Source organism: Deltaproteobacteria bacterium GWA2_45_12, from assembly GCA_001797365.1.
Classification (GTDB): domain Bacteria; phylum UBA10199; class UBA10199; order UBA10199; family UBA10199; genus UBA10199.
Genome location: MGPH01000011.1, coordinates 126,456 through 147,491, shown reverse-complemented (window position 1 = coordinate 147,491; position 21,036 = coordinate 126,456). Strand labels below are relative to the sequence as shown.

17 protein-coding genes are annotated in these 21,036 nt (G+C 45.9%); 8 read left to right on the top strand and 9 right to left on the bottom strand.

The window, feature by feature from the left end; all coding sequences use genetic code 11:
• Positions 1-25: 25 nt before the first annotated feature.
• The 3 genes from A2048_01530 to A2048_01520 all read right to left on the bottom strand — a co-directional run bounded on the left by A2048_01530 (position 26) and on the right by A2048_01520 (position 4,379).
• On the bottom strand, positions 26-2,599 hold the full coding sequence (locus A2048_01530) for an ATP-dependent chaperone ClpB (GenBank protein ID OGP10468.1): 2,574 nt from the start codon (positions 2,597-2,599) through the stop codon (positions 26-28).
• Positions 2,600-2,674: 75 nt separating this feature from the next.
• Entirely contained in the window at positions 2,675-3,991 is a 1,317-nt protein-coding gene (locus A2048_01525) for a hypothetical protein (GenBank protein OGP10485.1), read from the bottom strand.
• 142 nt (positions 3,992-4,133) lie between these two features.
• Positions 4,134-4,379 carry a hypothetical protein gene (locus A2048_01520; GenBank protein OGP10484.1) on the bottom strand — a complete coding sequence of 82 codons (246 nt, stop codon included), beginning with the start codon at positions 4,377-4,379 and terminating at the stop codon, positions 4,134-4,136.
• 332 nt (positions 4,380-4,711) lie between these two features.
• Between A2048_01520 and A2048_01515 the strand changes: the two genes are divergently transcribed.
• Positions 4,712-5,494, top strand: a complete 783-nt coding sequence (locus A2048_01515; GenBank protein ID OGP10467.1) for a hypothetical protein — start codon at positions 4,712-4,714, stop codon at positions 5,492-5,494.
• Between the two features lie 50 nt (positions 5,495-5,544).
• Positions 5,545-6,078, top strand: a complete 534-nt coding sequence (locus tag A2048_01510) for a hypothetical protein (protein ID OGP10466.1) — start codon at positions 5,545-5,547, stop codon at positions 6,076-6,078.
• A 6-nt stretch (positions 6,079-6,084) separates the two neighbouring features.
• Here A2048_01510 and A2048_01505 read toward each other — a convergent pair whose 3' ends face one another.
• Entirely contained in the window at positions 6,085-10,641 is a 4,557-nt protein-coding gene (locus tag A2048_01505) for a hypothetical protein (GenBank protein ID OGP10465.1), read from the bottom strand.
• Positions 10,642-10,647: 6 nt separating this feature from the next.
• The gene (locus tag A2048_01500) at positions 10,648-11,502 is read right to left on the bottom strand and encodes a hypothetical protein (protein OGP10464.1); all 855 of its coding nucleotides are present in this window, start codon (positions 11,500-11,502) and stop codon (positions 10,648-10,650) included.
• Between the two features lie 421 nt (positions 11,503-11,923).
• On the opposite strand from A2048_01500, the gene A2048_01495 reads away from it, so the two are divergent.
• On the top strand, positions 11,924-14,605 hold the full coding sequence (locus A2048_01495; protein ID OGP10463.1) for a hypothetical protein: 2,682 nt from the start codon (positions 11,924-11,926) through the stop codon (positions 14,603-14,605).
• A 132-nt stretch (positions 14,606-14,737) separates the two neighbouring features.
• Here A2048_01495 and A2048_01490 read toward each other — a convergent pair whose 3' ends face one another.
• Positions 14,738-15,949 (bottom strand): hypothetical protein, encoded by a 1,212-nt coding sequence (locus tag A2048_01490; GenBank protein OGP10462.1) that lies wholly within the window; start codon positions 15,947-15,949, stop codon positions 14,738-14,740.
• Between the two features lie 138 nt (positions 15,950-16,087).
• On the opposite strand from A2048_01490, the gene A2048_01485 reads away from it, so the two are divergent.
• The gene (locus A2048_01485; GenBank protein OGP10461.1) at positions 16,088-16,864 is read left to right on the top strand and encodes a hypothetical protein; all 777 of its coding nucleotides are present in this window, start codon (positions 16,088-16,090) and stop codon (positions 16,862-16,864) included.
• Positions 16,865-16,921: 57 nt separating this feature from the next.
• Entirely contained in the window at positions 16,922-18,259 is a 1,338-nt protein-coding gene (locus A2048_01480; GenBank protein OGP10460.1) for a hypothetical protein, read from the top strand.
• Here A2048_01480 and A2048_01475 read toward each other — a convergent pair.
• Entirely contained in the window at positions 18,172-18,801 is a 630-nt protein-coding gene (locus A2048_01475; protein OGP10459.1) for a carbonic anhydrase, read from the bottom strand. The genes A2048_01480 and A2048_01475 overlap by 88 nt on opposite strands.
• A gap of 91 nt (positions 18,802-18,892) precedes the next feature.
• On the bottom strand, positions 18,893-19,264 hold the full coding sequence (locus A2048_01470; protein ID OGP10458.1) for a hypothetical protein: 372 nt from the start codon (positions 19,262-19,264) through the stop codon (positions 18,893-18,895).
• A 225-nt stretch (positions 19,265-19,489) separates the two neighbouring features.
• Here A2048_01470 and A2048_01465 point away from each other — a divergent pair, with 225 nt between their 5' ends.
• Positions 19,490-19,807: a hypothetical protein gene (locus tag A2048_01465; protein ID OGP10457.1), complete on the top strand. Its 318-nt coding sequence runs from the start codon at positions 19,490-19,492 to the stop codon at positions 19,805-19,807.
• Between the two features lie 107 nt (positions 19,808-19,914).
• Here the strand turns inward: A2048_01465 and A2048_01460 are convergent, their stop codons facing one another.
• Positions 19,915-20,181, bottom strand: a complete 267-nt coding sequence (locus A2048_01460) for a hypothetical protein (GenBank protein OGP10456.1) — start codon at positions 20,179-20,181, stop codon at positions 19,915-19,917.
• Between A2048_01460 and A2048_01455 the strand changes: the two genes are divergently transcribed.
• Both A2048_01455 and A2048_01450 read left to right on the top strand, forming a co-directional pair.
• Entirely contained in the window at positions 20,172-20,387 is a 216-nt protein-coding gene (locus A2048_01455; protein ID OGP10455.1) for a hypothetical protein, read from the top strand. The genes A2048_01460 and A2048_01455 overlap by 10 nt on opposite strands.
• Positions 20,388-20,391: 4 nt before the next feature.
• The gene (locus A2048_01450) at positions 20,392-20,994 is read left to right on the top strand and encodes a hypothetical protein (protein OGP10454.1); all 603 of its coding nucleotides are present in this window, start codon (positions 20,392-20,394) and stop codon (positions 20,992-20,994) included.
• Positions 20,995-21,036: the final 42 nt, after the last annotated feature.

Below are 21,036 nucleotides of genomic sequence, written 5' to 3'. Positions count from 1 at the left end.
GCCCTTCAACCATTTTTAGGAAAAATTATTTAAATGTAATCTCCCCATTCTTGCCAAGCTTGACCTCAATAGTTGAACCTTCTTTGAAATTACCCGAGAGGATTTCCACCGAAAGCGGATCTTGGATGAGTTTTTGGATGGTACGTTTTAATGGGCGGGCTCCGTAAACCGGGTCATAGCCGACTTCTCCCAGATGGTCTGAAACTTCAGGGTCAATATCCAGGAAAAGATTTCTTTTTTCGAGCAGGGCTTTTAGTTTGGTTATCTGAACATCCACAATTTTCCGGATGCCAGCTTGGTCAAGGGCATTAAAGAAAACAATATCATCAATGCGGTTTAAAAATTCGGGTTTGAAGGTGGCCCTAAGCATGGTCAAAATTTCGCCCTCCACCTTCTTTTTGTCCTTGTGTTCCAAAATGGCCTGGGAACCCACATTGCTGGTCATGATGATGACCGTATTTTTGAAATCAACGGTCCGTCCCTGCCCATCGGTCAAGCGGCCGTCATCCAAAATTTGAAGGAGGATATTGAATACATCGGGGTGGGCTTTTTCAATTTCATCCAAAAGCAGTACGGAATAAGGGCGGCGGCGGACGGCTTCGGTTAAATAACCGCCTTCTTCATAACCCACATAACCCGGAGGGGCGCCAATCAAGCGGGCGACGGAATGTTTTTCCATGAATTCGGACATGTCGATGCGCACCATGGCCTGTTCATTATCGAATAAAAATTCTGCCAGCGCTTTGGCTGTTTCAGTTTTCCCTACACCGGTGGGGCCAAGAAAGATGAAGGATCCGATGGGACGGTTTAAGTCTTGCAGGCCGGCACGGGCCCTGCGTACGGCATTGGATACTTTAATGATGGCGTGATCTTGGCCAATCACACGGGCCTTCAAGCGATCTTCCATGTGTAGCAGTTTTTTGGCTTCACCTTCCAGCATTTTGGAAACAGGAATTCCCGTCCAGTGGGCCACAATTTCTGCAATGTCTTCATCACTGACTTCTTCCTTAAGCATTTTGACGTCTTTTTGAAGGGTTGCCAGTTTTTTATTTTCAGTTTCAAGTTGTTTCCCAAGCTCGTGGAGTTTTCCATATTTCAGTTCAGCGGCCTTGCTCAGATCGCCCTGGCGTTCGGCACGGTCGGCTTCAATCTTGGTTTGTTCAATGGTCTCCTTGGTTTGACGAATTTTTCCGATGGCCTCTTTTTCATTTTTCCAGTGTATTTTAAGCTTGGAGGATTGTTCCCTGAAATCGGCCAGCTCTTTTTCCAGTTTTTGTAGCCGGTCTTTGGAAGCAGCATCACTCTCCTTGGAGAGAGCCTGTTTTTCAATTTGCAGCTGGGTGATTTTACGTTCGATCTCGTCAATTTCCTGGGGCATCGAGGCAATTTCAATGCGTAGTTTGGAAGCAGCTTCGTCGATTAAATCAATGGCCTTGTCCGGCAAAAAACGGTCGGTGATATAGCGTTGAGATAAAGTGGCGGCGGCCACAATGGCTGTATCCTGAATGCGTACGCCGTGGTGCACTTCATATTTTTCCTTTAATCCACGTAGAATGGCGATGGTGTCGGCGACGGTGGGTTCACCCACAAACACCGGTTGGAAACGGCGTTCCAAGGCGGCATCTTTTTCGATGTGTTTGCGGTATTCATCCAAAGTGGTGGCCCCCACACAGTGCAGCTCGCCGCGAGCCAGTGCGGGTTTGAGCATGTTGGAGGCATCCATGGAACCTTCGGCAGAACCTGCACCCACAAGAGTGTGCAGTTCATCAATGAATAAAATGATTTCCCCGGCGGACTTGGAGATTTCCTTGAGCACGGCTTTCAAGCGGTCTTCAAATTCACCACGATATTTGGTACCGGCAATCAACGAACCCAAATCCAGGGACACGACGCGCTTGTCTTTGAGTGTTTCAGGAATATCCCCATTGGCAATGCGAATGGCCAAGCCCTCGACAATGGCTGTTTTCCCAACGCCCGGTTCCCCGATAAGCACAGGGTTGTTTTTGGTGCGGCGTGAAAGCACTTGCACCACGCGACGCACTTCCTCATCGCGGCCGATAACGGGATCCAGCTTTCCTTGTTGGGCAGCGGCGGTCAAGTCACGGGCATAGCGTTCAAGGGCCTGATATTTTTCTTCAGGGTTTTGGTCGGTTACGCGCTGATTTCCGCGCACATCAAGGAGCGCTTTAAAGATGGCGTCTTTGGTGATGTGGTTGGTTCTTAAAATATTCCCGCTTTTGGAATCTTTGTCCTCGGAAAGGGCGATCAGAAGATGCTCGGTGGAGACATAATCGTCCTTAAGACGTTCGGCTTCTTTGGTGGCTGTGTTTAAGAGAACACGAATTTTTGGGGAAATATACTCGCCAGCGCCCCCTTTGACCGAAGGAAATTTTTTAATTTCAGCTTCAACCTGGCTGAGAAGATGTGGGGGAGAAATCCCCATTTTCTGAAGAAGGGGAATGACAAGCCCGTCTTTTTGTTTAAGCAGAGCCAGCAAAACATGCTCGGGCTCTACTTGTTGGTGCTCATTTTCAAGCGCGATGTTTTGGGCATCTGCCAAGGCTTCCTGGGCTTTAATGGTTAATTTATCGGTACGCATGAATCCTCAACTTCGTTCGCTTCAAACAAGCTCAGTTAAAAAAAGATGGGTCACTGAGCGAAGTCGAAGTGACAGTTATTCTTTTCTAAAGGCAAAATAATAAACACTTCCATTTCGAACCAGATTTAATTTCACCACTTGTCCTTTTTGCACATTGGCCAATACTTTGGTTAAGTACTGCGTATTTTTGATGAGTTCACTATTGATTTCGATGACCAAATCACTGGGTTGAATGCCCGCCGAATGGGCCAGGCTCCCTGGTTTCACATCAATAACAACCACTCCCCCCGGAACACGTTGGGCTTCATTGGCGTTTAAGTCCCGTACGTACATGCCCAACACCTCGATGGTGTTTGATTTGTCCCCTGTGATGGAGGCTTGGGGGTTATCAAGTGACCCCAAAATAACCTTACGGGCATATTTCTTACCTTCGTGCATGAATCCAATTTCAACTTCGCTTTCCGGAGGTAATTTACCCACCATGGTGGGAAGCATGTGAGGATTGTCAATTTTGATACCATTAAATTCTGTAATAACGTCCCCTGGTTTGAGACCTGCCTTGTCTGCCGGCCCTCCGGGGACCGTTTCAGCAACATACACACCTGTATTTTCTGTTAGCCCCAGATGCTTCCAGTCTTCAGGGGCCAATTCCTTAAATGAAATTCCCAACCATCCGCGATCGACATGCCCACGGCTTATCAATTGAGGGATCACTTCCTTGGCCAAATTGATGGGAATGGCAAACCCAAGCCCCTGACCGCTGGCAAAGATGGCGGTGTTAATCCCCACCACTTCACCATTAATGTTAAATAAGGGGCCGCCACTGTTTCCCGGGTTGATGGAGGCATCTGTTTGGATGAAATCATCATAGGGTCCCGCTCCAATAACACGCGCCTTGGCCGAAACAATGCCTGCAGTGACTGTATGTCCAAGGCCAAAGGGGTTGCCTATGGCAATGACCCAGTTTCCCACTTCGAGGTTTTCAGAATCAGCCAGGGTTACATAAGGGTAATGATCTGTTTTGTCAGGACGCAAAACAGCAATGTCCAGGCGTGGATCACGTCCTATCAATTTGGTTTTCAATTCACGGCCGTCATCAAGCTTCACCCAGATTTCGTCGGCGCCTTCAATGACATGATTGTTGGTTAAAATATCGCCAGCTTCATTAATGATGAAGCCACTTCCCAGGCTATTCACCTTTTTTTCCTTTTGTACCACCGGCGGAGCGTTAAAGAAGGGGTTGGCCCATGGAGTTATCCGTGTTTGCATTTCTTTGGTGGTGTAAATGTTCACCACGGCCGGTTTTACTTTTTTTGTCAGGGTGGAAAAGTCATTGGGAGGATTAATGCTAAGAGCTGAAGGGATGGGGATGTTCAGCGAATCATGATAAATAGTCTGTGTTTCTTTATCATTATCTTGAGTGGGGGATGAGCGCGTAGACTGCGATTTCGGGGACGTGTCGAGATAACGGTTTCCCAAAAGATAACTGGCCAATAAGACAATTCCAAAAAGAACAAAAATTTTTTTTTTGTCGTTAAGCATTTGGTTTCCCCTTACTTTGTGCTATTTCAACATACTGCATACGTAGTTCAAAGAGAATTTGCTGCAATAAGTGGTCTTCTTCCTTGGAGAGATTTCCTTTTGTTTTTTCCTGAAGCATTCCTAAAATGTCGATGGTTTGTTTGGCCGAAGCCAGATTGACCGAAGTGGTATTGGTCACCGGGTTGGCAATGAGTCCCAGAGCCATTTGTACGGACGAAGCCAGTGAGATGACAAACATGGGAAAGTTAATTCCAGTTTCTTGGGAATATGCTTTTTGTTTTTGAAAGGAAGCATCCTTTTTGGGCTCTTCTTTAAAAGATGGGTGAGAGGGAGTTCTTTCCTCCGGGGCAGGGGGAATGTCATGACGCGACGTGCCATCAGCATTAAAAAGACGTTTATCAACCACTTTGTGGGTTGAATCTGGATTCTTTTCGTGGTTAGACATGGCTTTCTCCTAAAAAAAAGTAAGTAAAAGTAAACGATTAGTAGGGTTGAAAGGTTCTCTTGTCAAGGTTTTGAGTAAACAACCTTTTTTTGAAAAGAACGATAATAAAGAAGAGGGTGGAAATCATGAAAAAAGTTTTTTTGATTCTGTTTTTTTGTGGGTGGGTGGCGTGTGGGTCACAATCTGAAACCGCCAGTAATTCCGATGATCCTAATCTTGGTGAAGGTTCAGGGGGCGATGGGGCCAAAGCAGTGGTTGATTTTTCTTTGCGTGTGCAAACCAAGTCAACCGAGGATGAGGCACTCGATTTTGTGGTGAGCCTGCCCGATACTTTAAGCCTTCCTCTTTACATTCAGGAAAATGGGGCTGTCAGCGTGCTTGCAAAAGAAGTCCCCAAAATGGTGAAGCGTTTTAAGGCGTGCCCGGATGACCCTCGTGTGGATCGCAGCCGGTGCGATGTGGTGACTGATTTGGTGGATCATTTTGTGGAAGCCGATTTGGTGCTTGATTCATGTGGGATTGACCGTGACAACCACGCATGCGGACGAACAGATCCCACTTTTTATCGGGGCACTTTAACCAGTGATGGGAAATTGCAAATCAATAATTTGGCCATTCGTGCCCGGGTGTTTATTGTTGAAAATGGAATGACGGGGCACAATGCCACAACAAGCATGTCCGGTCTTGTGAATGTGGATCGCATCATCCTCAATCGTTTCACAACCGGTGTGGGTTCCACGGGGCTCCTTTCGGTAACAGGGGCTCCCATTCAGGAAAATACGGTTCGTTTGGTGAGTGCGGGAATTATCCCTGAGGATATTCCCACCATGGGAGGCGTGCATTTTACGGCTGTGGCCAGCCAGGCCCGGTTTGATGAAGCACCCCTTGATTTGTTGGATCAGCCATAAGTGATTTTGTTTTTTATTTCGAAGAAGGTTTCGAATAAGCTAAGGGGGAGATGCAAGTTTTTTTCATTTTTATCGATAATAAAAAAGGAAACTTTATGACCAGTCTGCGAAAAATTACAATTCTTAGCGAATATCAAAATCTTATTCGTGCTTCATTTGATTTGGGCGTACCTTTTGCGCCTGGAGAAAGTGTCTTTCAAAGCGCTGACTTAAGAGCACAACTTAAAAACCCCACTGATGTTGCTTCTGCAAGCCAAGTGACTGCGGTGAAAGGTTACTGCGAAGGTGGTGGAGATGACCAGAAACTTTGCGCGTTACAAAAAGTGATCGCACAAAAAGCTCAGTTAGCTGACTTAGCGAGAAATTGCATTGTGGCAAGAACTTCTGTGAATTCAAACCAGCAAGTGTCAGATGCAGAAGTGAATAAAGGTTTAGGCTTAGCTCATACCTTGTGGGGTTCTTTATTCAACCCTGTCAAAGCTGCACTAGAAAGTGGAAATATTGCAAGCGCTGAGCGCATGCTTGATGCTGCCATCCAAAGTGTAGCTCCAGAAAGTTGTGCAGCAACTTTAGCAAAACAATAAAGAGATTTATTGCTGGGGGTGGGGAATGGGAACATAATTTTGAAGGATAAAATTACCTGACCGATCTTCGTCGGTTGGTGTGCGATGAATGGTTTGAATAACGGAACGGGGTACTCTTCTATCCTCGTTAATCAAAAGGATACCATTAGGTGATGAATACCCGAAAGGATAAAAGTAAGGTTGATCTTCAAGCACACCTTCCACTTGATCAAAATCACCATGAGCTTGATTGGTAAGCGCATGACCAATTTCATGGGCAAGGACATCCTTGCTAAAGTCAGGAGCGTATACAAAAAGTGCTGCTGACCAATCGTCAAAAACCATCCCGGGCATTAGTGTAAAACCAACAGACATATTTAAAAAAGGGATTACAAAAGTATTTAAAATATCATCCGATCGAGGAAGGGTAGTACGAAATATATTTTTGTAAATTTCATCAGAAGAAAATGTCAAGAACATCCCATCATAATTACCATCGATGACCAATTGCATCTCTTCCCTGAGCATTTCCAGGGGAGGGTTTATGTACCTAATTTCATCCATCACCACATTAATGCATCCCTGCTGCCAGAGAATGTTTGCCGTATCAACCATCTGCTGGATTCTTGCTTGATCTAAAACAGGCCCACGAACCCCTGTATAGCTCATCACTGTACGGCCGTTAGCTTTCCCCCTATCCATAGTCGTCTGCTCGCCTTCCTGTCGAAAGGTGTCAGCAAAAGGTTCACATTCCCGTTCCATGGGGTCACATGTGCTATTGTTGTCCCTATCCGGACAATCGCACACACCATTCCCATTTCTATCTTCGAAGGTAAATTGGCCATCTCCTGCCCCCTCAAGAATGGGTGCCCCTCCCTCCTCATCTCCTACCATAACCCCATTGTCCAAAAAAAGTTCATTAAAAACAAACATTCGAAGATGAACAGTTTTGAGTTCACTTGCTAAACAAATCGGAACAATAGTCAGCTGTCTTGGTATGCCAGGAAATGGTTGATAGCGAATTTGCAGATAATCACTCACCGTTGCTTTATGAGTGCGATCATTTGGCTCATCATCCGCCACTCGTCCTGAAAAGCCATCATGAACCATAAAATTGTCATCGCTGCACTGCATGCTTACAATATCCCCTCTTCCATCACAATTCAGGAGGTTTTCTTCATAATCAACATCTAATGGGAGGACATCATAGGTTGTTAAAAGCTGTGATCGAGAAACAAAAACACCAGTACTATTCCCTGTTTCTTCAAGCGTTGTAGGTGTAAAGTCGTCAAAAATATTATTTCCTTGACCGCTTACTCTAGTGGCTATTTCCACATGCGAAGGTTCATTGGCCAAAATTCTTTCTCTTACATTAGGATCTTGATTTCTTTTGGGGTTGATTATGCGGACATAAAAACGTTCTGAATCACGATCAATAAAGTTTTGTCGTGGATCAGCCTCATTGTAAACTGAAAGTTGATTGCGGTCATTGACGAAATAAGCATGGTCCCACAAGCCAATACGAAGAGGATTGTCTCTATCTAAAGGAGGATTGCTGGCGTCAATGAGGCCAATCTCACAGTTTTCCCAGTTGGCATCACGATTTTCTGCACGTGCGACAATGCCACTGTCGTCACAGCCTATGATAGCGTTATTATCTCTATCTTTCACCACATCAACTTGGACAAGATTAAGGGGAAGAAATTTAGTTGCTAATGCAACCTGACGATTTCCTTGTGCGGCCATGAAGGAAGCCGCAAGATGCACCACTTGTTGCTGTGAAGTAACGGCAGAAAGTCCTTCTATGTAGAAGGTTGTTCCAGGGAGGTAAACTAAAGGAGGAGCCAAGGCTTGTTGTTTTTGTATGGAGGTCCAGAGTTTGACGCTTGGTGATGCGACATTTTGCAGATTGTTTTCCACATTGATATTCATCGTTCCAAGCAGCGGAGGATCTATGGTAGCTCGTAATCCTATCAGATCATTTTCATTATTGAGATTATTTTCCAAAAAATCTTTTGTCCAATTTGTATTATCATCATCATTGTTGATGTATAAAGAAAGCAGATCTAGGGAAGGGGTATCTTGGTTCGCCTGCGCTCCACCGCCTTGCTGTAGCGCGTTAGCAACTTTCGCAAAACGAATTTGATAAATTGTAAAACGAGTTTCGATGGGAATAGACTGTGGCACATTATTTTGGTCAATTACACTCGCTTCAAGAGTAAGGGTGTAAATACCAGGACTGGCAGGAGATGCATTGACCATGCCGTTCCAGCGAATGGAACCTAAATTTGGATTGGCACGGCCTTGAACCACTACTGCACCATTAAAACGAATAAAATAGTTTAAGGATTGCAACCGGCGAACATCACCTTGCAAAGAAAATCTCCCTATCTCAACAGAGATGTTTACGCCAAAATCATCACGATTGACGAAGGCAGGACTGTCGGGCCTGAAGGTTAGTGCGAAGGCAGGTACTGCCTGATCTTGGCAAGCATCCCCAATGCCATTATTGTCGCGATCTGCCCAGCCGGCATTTGCGACATTAGGACAATTGTCACAGACATCACCTCTGTGGTCGCGATCACGATCTTTTTGATCTTGGTTTGCCGTGTCTGGGCAGTTGTCACCATCATTAGGAACATTGTCATTATCGCGATCATCATTATCGTTGTCACAGGCATCGCCTCTTCCATCTTGATCCCGATCCGCTTGATCCCTATTAGAAACCTTTGGACAATTATCATTTCCATCTAATTTTGAATCATTGTCATCATCGATGTCGCAAAGATCCCCTTGTGCATCCCCATCCGTATTCACCTGCTCTGGATCTGAAGTTATGGGGCATTTGTCTGTTGCATCTAATACTCCATCGTTATCATCATCGGCGTCGCACAGGTCCCCTTGGGCATCCCCATCGGAATTTTGCTGTGGATGATATTGTCTTCCTAGGACCATTTGAATGAGATTGTTCGCCATGGCAGGACAGTTATCAACGGCAGCGTTGGTCGCTGGACAATTGGTTTGCGGCGGCCTCCGGGCAATGCCATCGCCGTCTTGGTCGGCCATTTGATTTTGGGGGTCAAGCGGGAAAGGATCAAGATTCGCGCATAGGGTATCCCCGTCACAATCATTCAAGTTATCTTGCGGACAAACGTCACAGGCATCGCCATCGCCATCATGGTCGCTATCTATTTGCTGGAGCTGAGCTGTGGGAAGTGGATTGTAGTGTTGGGGACAATTGTCACAAGCGTCATTAACGTCATCCATATCTGCATCTGCGGTATCAGCACAGAGATTGCCATGGGCATCCACATCACAGGCATCCCCTATCCCGTCATGATCACTATCCGGTTGGATAGCCGCTCGATGATGGGGAAATACTCTATTGTTAAGCATCCGGGGATTATTATGATTGGGGCAGTTATCGCAGCTTGCCCCAATTCGGTCCCCATCTGCATCCATATTTTGTTCTCCCCCTGGATTAGCCTCAAAAGGACAAGTATCCATGAGGCTACATACTCCGTCCCCATCCTCATCAATGGCTTGGTTATCCCAGGCACTGTGGCACCAAGTTTGGTCTCCTTCGGTGACATAATGGATCCCATAATTACCAGCTTCATAATCACATTCTCTCTCCGAGGCATCCTCATACCCGTTGCGTTCATAGCTATATCTTAAATCTGACTGATAATATTTATTCACCACATCTTGGAGGCAAATATCTACCTCAGGCCATTGGTTTTCATTAAATTGAACAAAGGGGGCCCCTCCAAATAGCGGAGGAACAAAAGTTCCTTCAATAATCTCTTTCTCATAATCAGCGCTATAATTTCTCTCTTCCAAACATCTTCTCATCTCACGCATCACAAACTCAGAATTAAAATACTCACTCTCAAAGACCTTGCTTACTTCTACCTCGCAAGCAGGGGAATGAACTGTCACATTCCGTCCGGAAAGAAGAGCTATGGCACTGATCACCCACTCTAAATCATTTGCGGCAGGAACATGAATAGGATCGGGCCGAGCTACGCATTCCGGTAAAAGCCATACCTCATTAGCGCGTTCTTCTGTTTCTGCACCCGGGGCGGGTACTGCTTGAGGGGGAAGAGGTGTCCCCAGAGGAGCTAATTGAAGGGAATAATCCCTCATCTTTCTCATCTCGGTTTGAAGACGACCTAAATCAGGTGACCCATCTTCATGTAAGTCGCTACAAAGGGTATTAAGATCGGAACAAGGATACTCTTTCCCATAAATACTTACGATGTTAGGCCAATACTTAACCTCATGGGCATAATTTCCACATCCACATTGAAAACTTTCTAAAGTCCTTGCCAAAGTATTAGGAGATAGATTCTCCAACTGCCAAGGTGAGAATTCAGCCTCCATTTTGCCTAAGACCTCATCGCCGCAATACCTACTCCGTACTAAATCCTCATCCGGAATTAAAAAAGGAAAAGAATAAGGTGGTCTCTCAGGATGAAGCTCTTCTACCGGTCCTCCGCATCCCACTGAAAAAATTCCCAAACTGCCCCCAGCAAGACTAAAAACGAAAATCAAAAACTGTAATAAAAAGTACCGTTTCATAAAGGATCATTTCCTCTTTAATGAAGATGAGGGTGTAGAAGAAGCCGGTGTCATCATCAACGGAGAGGGTATACTTTTTAGGGGGCAGGCTTGTTTCTCCAAAACCTTCTTTAAATAATAATTAAAATCCGAAAAAGGTTTTGGAGACGAAAAGCGAACTTTCTTTCCTTCAACAGCCATTCCAACCGGAGTAAAGCTCCTCATGGATACCCCATCTTTTTTTACGTTAAGAAGGGAGAAGGCACGGGTATGAAAATCTTCAAAGACATAAACTTGATCTAATCCCAATTCATAAAATATTTTATTATTTCTAATTTCCGGAGGGACCTCTGATAAATTTAGAGGTTTTAACGAACAGGCCTTTTGCCAAGAGTAAATTTTATTTAAATCTAAATCTTGAATAGAAACTTGATAACGGCTCTGTATTTGATTGGCGAAAGTCGTCTTTTGGCTTTCTGATGGATTATTGTTTCTACCCAAAAAAGTTTTCTTCTCTTCAAAAATCAATTGAGATGGATACTCGGCCTTGGGTGATGGCCCCCAAAACTCTCCCTCCCTTAACACCCCAAGCCTGACTGAATATTCCAAAATGGGATTTTCGATGAGCTTCCAAGAAGAAAGAATCTCATCATCGATAGTCATGGGTTTGATTTTTTTTTGCGGTTTTTTGTTGGCCACAGCTGTTACTGGTTTTTTTGACGGAATGACTATTTTATTTTGAGTGGGAGTAATCTGATTGCTTGGAATTTGACGAGCCGGTATTGTGGACCGTGGTGCAGCAATAGCTTTTGTTGGTACAGGAGTTGTAGGGCGAACTTGGGCTGTGGCACCCCAAGCCCAACTAAGAACCAAAAGTACCATGCCGATGGACCAATCTTTTTTCACAAGAGTTCTAAGCGTGCAACTTAAATGCCAAGGGGGGGATCTTTAAAAATTAAATGATTACAACTGGTTAAATGCTAAAACTTGCTTAAATCAGTCAAAATAAATATGAATTCTCCCTTTGATAAGGAAAAAATTGCCTTGGTTTATTATAGAGACTGTAATTTGGAAGGTCGTTGCCAAATATTGGCGTGCCTGATAACCCGATTGGTATTCATGTTCACTACCTAATATAGCGTAGAGGATTCTCAACTGATTCAAAATCTCGGGTGAAAATGGATTTTCGATCATGTGTTTTGTATTGTTCTGAGAATTCTAGGGGATTTGCTTGATGATCTCCCGCGTACAATTACACACAACTTTTCTCTCAAATTGCCGAAGTAAACAATAATACTTAATCATGAAATATGTCCCAACAAATGGCGCCTGGGATGCCCGGGAAGTGTGGCGGACGTTCCAAGCATTAGCCGGCCGTATCCCCCCAGCGAATCGTGAGGCAACTTTGACAGACCCCTCTGCTGAAGGGGCTGTGACGGATGTTGCATTACGCGTGGCTTTGGCCGACGGTAATGTGCATGATTTAACATCCCACGATATTCGTATTTTTGTGGCGGACTATTTAAGGGCCCAAAAACAGGGGCGTTCCCACCCTCTGACTTTTGCTCCTCCTGCTTTGGCTGCATTAACTGTGTTGAGTATTTTACAGGCAACACGCCAAGTAAATGATCATTTTATCGGGCAGTGGTTAAATATGGTTCCCGGCCCTTCAAACGGGGATATGGTAGAAGCTGATCCTGTAGGACTTTTGTTAAATAATATTACTCGTGAAATTTCTCCCCCAGATCCTCTTTCACAAGGGCTCATGTTTTTTGCAAATCTTGTTCCTCCTGTTTGGCGCGATGTTTTTTCTTACAAGGGAAAGCATAATTTTTTGGGTCATGGGGAAGTCAATGCCGATGTGCCCCTTCGTTATTTGGTAAGCCAGGCGCTTACAACAAGCCGCGCGTTAAATGAGTTTGTTGATTATAACGAAAGAAAAGGTGTTGCTCATTCTTTTGATCGAACAGGGATTCCGTTGGTCAATGCTAGACAAGAGGTGCAAGCAGTTATCAGTAGAGTCGAAGCGGCTTACGCCCAGTTTGATTCGGATCGGGCTTTTGCCGATGCCCTTCAAGAAAACCCCCAAGTTTTGGGTGATCTCAAAACCTTACTTAAATTCATTGTGGCCCATGGACATGAAACCGGGGCTGGGCGAGCCGCCGATGCCCTGATGAATTTGGATAATGGTTTGTATGTGCAAAGAGCCCTAGCTCCCAGAGCTGAAAATTTTCCCGAACATTATCAGATTGACGGTACCAACAAAGAAGAGGTGCTTGCTTTTTTGTCTCGTCTTTTGCCCCAAAACTTTGATCAAGAAATTGACCGCGAAGCCATTTGGCAAATCTGGCAGGATGCGTGGAATAATGGGGATGTCACCACCTTAAATACGCGTTTTGATCTGGATGACTGTGTGTGGGGTTTCCCCAAGGGAAGGATTCTTGATGGGGAAACCGTGAGTTTGAATCCTTTGGTTATTGCCATTGCGGCCATGGTGACACGGGATAAGCGCCCCATCGTTTTTAGAACCCATGCCTCGGCTTCCCGTATACGGGATTTTGTAAATCATCCAGAACTTGGAATTTTAAAATGGATTTTAACCTACAAGACAAATGAAGATCCTGCGGTGTCAGCTTATGATATTCAAGTGCAACGTGACACCAACCAAACTTACGAAGAATTGGCCTCATCGGATTTTAAGGCGTTGGAAGCATTGCGGGGTCATAACTACGATTTTGAAAAACTGGATCCAGAAATCCGTTTGCAGGCAGCGCTTAGTCTTATTGAGTGGCACATTAATGAAGCCTACCGGGGACAAAAGGGTTATGGGGGCAATGGTAATGGTTATATATTTTGCGATGACAAAATCGTGAATGCTGAAAACTATATTGCTTCCGGAGGGCGTGGGGCGGTGGTGATCGGCCGGCCTTTTACCGAAGAAGGTGTTGAACACAAGAAAAAGGGAACGCGTCATGTTCATCCCTCTGAAATTTTCAAGGCCATTGCCTTGATTCATCAACAAACCGAAGAAAATCCTGGGATCTTGGTTGATCTACGGTCCGCCCCGGTACGTCGTATCCAGGGTTCAGTGGGTCGGGTGTATGTGGATCATGAGTTCCGTGGTTTTTCAACGTCCTTTTCCCTGCCCACCATCAAACTTTTCGGGATTAAAAACCTGATGAGGGAAGAACTTCGTGTGCATGGGTGGCTTCCAAAACTTTTTGCCCTTCGATTACGCCTTTTAAGGAAAATGATGGGAAAAAATTATAGCCCCGACAAAACCTGGAAGGAAGTCATGAAAGAAGTCCAGGAAATCGTGGCTGAACATAAAAAAAGAATCGTTCCCATGGCCTTAAGGCCCCAACCTCCAGCAGAAGACGAGGAACAGGGCGCAGAAGTTCACTCCTTGGTTCCCTATGAACCAGCGGCCCAGAATTTTGTGGCTCGGATGACCCAACGTTTGCCTCGGAGATTTTGGAGGTTGTTAAAGGCGCTTAATCCTTGGCCACTGGCCCAACCCACCGTTCAAGAAACGGATCTGGCCACTCTGGCCCATGTATGGGGTGCTTTAGAAGTAATCCCGGACGGTTTGCATTGGGTTCTTGATGCCCATGAAACAACCGATGTGCAACCAACCATGATTAACAGAAAACCGCGGGCTGTTTCGATGGTTCATTTTAATGGGGAGGGAGAAAAGCGTTCGATTCAAAACATGCTTGATGCTTCTATGGATATTTTGGCTCTGGGAGGAACGGGATTTTTGTTTGCTGAAAACTTAGATGATGTGCATGCGGCCGCTCGTTATTTGGGTCAACAGAGAAAAAAAGTGGATATGGTGGCTTATTCCAAAACTCCTTTTGATACGCCAAAGAAACATGTAAGTCCCAAGGCGGCCCCACATAGGATTGCCCGTTATATGGTTTCCCCTGTAAAACTCAATGGGGGCTCAGCCAAAGTTTTTCCACTTGTTTTCCGCCGTATTTAAATGTTGATCCTTCGACTCAAACTCGGCCCCTTGGGGCCGAAATAAAAAAACGGATCAACCCTGAGCGATCCGCTTAAGGCGGAGAGTCGAAGGGTCGCTCAGGATGAAACTCGGGGGGCAGTTGTTCATAGCTTAGACGAGTTTTCCGATAAAAATCACGCGCATGGCGTCAGACAAGACGCGATCTACTTCATTAAGAGTTACAAATAATATTTTTGAGAAAGAAAATTTTTTCAAGAAACTGTAGGCACTTCCCAAATCATGGGGGGTCGGTGTGGTCCCGAGGATGGGAATCACGCCAAGGTGGTACCTATTCTTATCGGCATTGATCTGGATGGCAAGCGGTACATGAGCCCCTCCGCGGTTTCTATATTGAAAAAACTCCGCTTTGAGTTCTGTTTTGTAAATGAATTGCACCCTGAAATTGGCGAAGCAAAACCGCAGTAAATCATGGAGCTCATGGCTTTGCCCTTCCGATAAAAAGCTCGCTTCACCCTGGTCTTCCAAAAAAACGATGGGTTTTGTTTCGGTTCCCCGGGTTTTAAGCGTTCGAATCAGGAACATGGATTCCAAGGAGATTAATAGCTTTTTAGTTGTGGGGACCGAAATTCTCGATTGACGCGATAAATTAGTTAAGTCCAGGGGCAGCCCTTGCATTTTAGCGAGCGTAGCCAAAAGCAGCCGTAAGGTGGCATAAGGAAGCGTGGTTTGGACGATGAGTTTGAGATCGCGCTCCAGCATGGTGTTGAGTTGCGTTTCAAACTTTTGCTCGCGGATGGCAAGGTCGCATACGGAGAAAACCCCAGGGAGTCCCCCTTTTTGAAGGTACTCGGAATAGGCTTTGTGGGAAAAATATTTTGGGGATTTAAGGTCAAGACCGATAGTCTTGGCTTTCGCGATTTTCACCAAGGAGTCCGGCATGTCGTGCTCATGGAGCTCGCTCAAATCCATGGGTAAAAGGTCCCAGGCGATCATGCGGCCGGTGAGGGATTCTTTGATGGCCTTGCGGCTTGAAAATCTGACGGATCCGGTGAGTAAAAATTGTCCGGGCTTGGGATGTGTCCTGATACGCTCCTTCAACGCCGGGAACAAAGGCGGAGCCAACTGGCATTCATCGATAACAAAAGGCGTTTTTCCCATCTCATGGCCTTTTAAAAAACCTTCAGGGTCCCGGTTGGCGTAATCGAGGGCTAGTGCTTGGTCAAAAGTGCTGTATTGCCCGGCCAATTGGGCGACCAGCGTGGTTTTGCCCACTTGCCGATGGCCAAAGACGCCCGTGATGGGAGAATAGCGTAATGTCTTTTGGAGGAGCGGGGTAAGATGTCTATGGCGCGTATGAGGCATGGTTGGGAGATTAACATACCCTTGTAAAAATAGAAAAGGGGTTTTTTGTTTTTACAATGGTACATGAAGCCTTACTGTTATTTTTCCATCAGTATTTAAATACTGACATTGTAACTTTGTTTTGCTACTTCCCTTTTCATGACTTGGAAAAAAGAGCTATGTGTTGCCATTGATGTGGCCCTTAAAGCGGGGGAGATCATTGCCAAATATTATCAAACCGGGGTGGCTGTTCATCACAAATCAGCCGAACAACCTGTCACTATTGCTGATCGCGAAGCTGATGCCATCATAAAAAAAATAGTTTTATCGGCATTTCCAAATGACGGATGGTTTTCGGAAGAAACAACCGATAATGCCCAACGTCTTTCCAAAAGACGTGTGTGGATTGTGGACCCGCTTGATGGAACCAAGGAATTTATCGGGGGTGTTCCTGAATTTGCGGTTTCCATCGCTTTGGTCGAAAATGCCCGGCCCGTTGTGGGGGTTGTTTATAATCCGGCCACAAGCGAACTTTTTTATGCGTCAAAAAAGGGCGGAGCCTTTTTTGGGGAAAAGAGAATCCATGTTTCGGATGAAAAAGATTTTAAAAAATCCAGAATCCTGGCCAGCCGTTCTGAATTGGGTCGCGGGGAATGGAAAAAACATGAAGGCCGGTTTCAGATAGTTCCTTCGGGGGGCATGGCCTTTAAAATGGTGCAAGTGGCTTGCGCCCGGGCGGATGCCAGTTTTAGTTTGCAGCCCAAAACGGAATGGGATTTTGCCGCAGGCCTTTTGATTGTGGAGGAAGCGGGTGGGGTTGTTTCTCAAATTGATGGAAGTCGTTTTGTATTCAACAAAAAAGATCCCCTGGCCACCGGCATTGTTCATTCCAACCCCTTTTTATATTCAAACATCATGGATCTGATAAAAACGTAGGGGCGTATCCTGCCTGAGGCAGGCACGGCGTGATACGCCCCTATGAAAGGCCACCCTATGTTTTCCCCCGAACTTTTAATGCCCGCAGGCAATCTTGAAAAGCTTCAATATGCTTTTGCTTATGGGGCCGATGCGGTTTATGCCGGGATGCCGCAGTTTTCACTGCGTGCCCGTGAAAATGGTTTTAGGGAAGAAACCATTTTTGAAGGGGCGGCCTATGCGCATCAAAGGGGGAAAAAATTTTATCTGACGGCCAATATTCTGGGGCACAACCGGAAGATCCATCTTTTCCTTAAAAAAATGGATGAACTGATCAAGGCCGCACCGGATGCGCTTATCATGGCTGATCCGGGTTTGGTAAGTCTGGTCAAAGAACGGCACCCGCATGTCCCCATTCATCTTTCAGTGCAAGCCAATGTCATGAACTGGGCGGCCGTTAAATTTTGGCACAAGGTGGGGGTGAGCCGTATTATTCTTTCACGTGAATTGTCCATTGAAGAAATCAAGGAAATCAAAAATCAGGTTCCCGAAATGGAGTTGGAGGCTTTTGTCCACGGAGCCATTTGCATTGCCCATTCGGGCCGGTGCCTCCTTTCCAATTATTTTGGGCATCGCGATGCCAACCAGGGTTTGTGCACCAATGCCTGCCGCTGGCCTTATAAATTGTATGCAAAGCCGCAACTAGAAGAAGAAGACCCTCAAAATCGTCTGGAATTGTTGGCTGATTTTTATCTGGAAGAAAAAGAACGCCCCGGCCAGATGATGCGTATTGATGAAGATGAACATGGAACCTATATCATGAATGCCCGCGATTTGATGGCCATCGAACATTTAAAAGACATGTGGGAGGCCGGTATTGATTCCTTCAAAATTGAGGGGCGAACCAAGTCGGTTTATTATTTGGCCATTACCACTAAAACCTATCGTCGCGCCATCGATGACATGATGGCGGGGAAGGCGTTGAATGAGGACTTAATCCGCGATTTAAACAAAATTCACAACCGTGGTTATACCCCCGGTTTTTTGGTGGAAAAAACAGACAGCTCTCTACAACGATATGAATCGGGCATTACAGATATTTATTCCCAGGAATTTGGGGGAATGATTTTGGCTAGCCGCCCCGGAAGCTTGTTTGTCGCCCCCCGGAACAAATTAAGTTGTGGGGACAAGCTTGAAGTCATCACGCCGGAAAATAGTTTCCATTTTACCATCAATGCCATTCGCGATGAGGCCGGGCATTCTTTGGAGGCCATTCACGGGGGCAAGCTCCCTGCCTGGATTATGGGGGATGTTCCTGAGATTTCTTCCTATGCCCTTGTGTCCAAAGTTTGTGCATCTTCTACAGAAGAAATGCACAAATCGAGGCTTTTAATCAGTCCGTCATGCAGATCATAGACGACACCATGAACGGATAGCGGTTGGCCTTCCTTCCACGCCTTACGGACAGTTTCAGTGTGGCATGCGTTTCGAACCTGTTGATGAATATTCAGTTCGCATAATTTGCTGAGACGTTGATCAAAATCAGGAATGTTTTCAAGTTGGGCCTTGTTGCGCTTTGAAAGATCTTTGATGGGGGCAAGCCATTTGTCAATCAATCCCAGTTTTTTATTTTCAAGGGCCCCCTGAACGCCGCCGCAACCATAATGTCCGCACACAATGATGTTTTTTACCTTTAAAAACTCCACGGCAAATTGAATGACAGAAAGGCAGTTTAAATCGGAAGGAATTATTTGGTTGGCGATATTGCGATGAACAAAAACTTCGCCCGGGTTTAACCCCACAATCGTATTCGCCGGCACCCGCGCATCCGAGCACCCGATCCACAAATATTGGGGATTTTGAATCCCCACCAGGTCCTGGAAGAAATGAGGATTTTCCCTAATGCATTGCTTGGCCCAGGATTTATTATTGGCAAGAAGTCGATCGATGGGTTTCATTTTTTTGTGTCCTCGTAGTGAGAAGTAATCCTATGGGCATTTCAGGAATTAATCCAATTATGGGCAAATTCTTCGGCTTTGTCTTGAGCGATCATATATCTTTTCTCAAATCCTCCACCGACTTCACCAAATTCGTGAGCATTTTGGCGATGACATCGAGTTGTTCATAATAGCCGGAATATTGGATGTCGTTGATTAAATTTTTTCGGTGTAAAACTTGTATGATCGGAACACATTCGAAGGTAGATCCGCGAGCGATCCAGAAAAATTGGCGTTTTTCACCTTTGTGCCATCGGCCATTGCCTTCGGCGATGTTGAGGGGGATCGATAAGGCAGCGCGAGAGAGTTGGTCGATCAATGAGTAAGAGGTTTTGCCTTTAAGTGATTCACAGAGGGACTCAATGGCTTCGACCCAGTCTAGAGCTTTTTGATAGACTTCCAAATTTTCAAACTGAAATGGCATTTCTTAAACCTCTATTTTCTCGACTTTTCGCCAACTTCAAAGCACAGAAACACAGAAAATAGATAATTGAAAATGGAAAATAGAGGACGACTTTTCTGGCGAAAAGTCGTTGCGCTCCCGACTGGACGATTTTAGAACTGCGTGCGCCGAGCTGGCGTTAGCAGCCTAACTATCATATCGCCACTTTGTGTCAATTACTCCTGCTTTTACAAGGGGATGACACACATGGCAATCCAAGCAGCAAAGATTTCTGAAAGAGACATCACACGATCCATCCGCGATTACCTGACCATCCGAAAGGTTTTCCACTGGAAGGTTTTTCAGTCCCTCGGGGCGACCCCCGGCATTTCCGACATTCTTGGTATCCTTCCCTGCCGATGTGAGTGCGGTCGCAAGTACGGGCAGATGTTGGCAATTGAAGTCAAGACAGCCAAAGGCCAGCTTTCCGAACCACAGGAAAATTTCCTCCACAATGCAGAACAGGCCGGCGCTCTTACCATCGTGGCACGCGGGGTGACGGACCTGATTGAGAGGGGGATATGACCGCCCCCTTCATTACTCTAGTTTGTGGGAATTGCCGAAAACCATTTTCGGTCAGCCTCGCCCTTTACCGACAGAGCGTTGAAAGAAACTCCCCTCGCAGCTTTTGTTCAAGGCATTGCAGCGGCGCCGTAAGGCGGCGAATGCCGATAAAAATCAAATTCCGTCAATGGGCTGATTTTGAGGAAAAACTGCGGAGGGATATTTTGATTTCCCGGCCGGTGATCACGCTCAGCCAGATGTCCCCTGAAAAACAAGAGGAGATGAGGCGACTGTATAGTCGGCCAAGAGAGCAAGAAATCGATTGAAATGGATTTTATAGGTCTCACAATTATTTTTATACCGAACCACGTTATCAGGAGGGCAAATGCCGGCATCAAGACTTCTTCGAAAGGTAACGATTGAAGGTCGCGAGCTCGTAAATCTCGCCGCTCAAAAAGCGGGAGGCCTCGAGAAACTCGCCCAAGCAATCAACTACCGATACGATTCGCTCGTTTCCATCCGAAATGCAGGACTCTTAAGCCGGAAGCTGGAGAAAATTCTCTACGCTTATCTTCAACTAGATCAAAAAGAGGCGGCTTAATATCGTGGCTATCCGCATCCAAGCTAAACTCAACCGGCCTGAGCTCTTAAGATTCATGAACGCTATTGATGAGAAGACTCTTCGAAAGGTTGTCTCGCGTTCGCTTAACCGGACCGGCATCACTATTCGGAAGGAAGCCGCGCAACGGATTCAGAAAAAAATTAAACTTCCCTCCAAAGATATCAAAGACGCTCTTCCCATCCGGAACAAACCCAAGGCCAGCGAGCCCATTGATTCACAGGAGTTCACCATTGCTGCCAGCGCAAAGGGTATTTCCTTAAGCAAGTTCAAACCCCAACAAGTCGCCGCGGGTGTCAGCGTTAATATCACGGGCAAACGACAGGTCATCAGACACGCTTTTCTTATGAAAAAGAGAACGGAGAGCGGACGCTACCCTGTCATGAGGCGCGTTAAAGTGCGTGATCCCAACACCCAATCAAGACGCAGCGATAAGGGGGCGGAGCTGCCCATTGAGAAGCAGGCTTACAAAAGTATCGCGAGCATTCTGCCTGAGATCACGGATCAACTCGCTCCCATTGCCGAGGAGCGCTTCGCAACCGAGTTTGAGCGCAATTACAAATACCTCACCCAGCGAGGTGGCTCATGAAATCACGGGTCCTTCCCCGCCAAGATACAGTGCGGGTGGCCA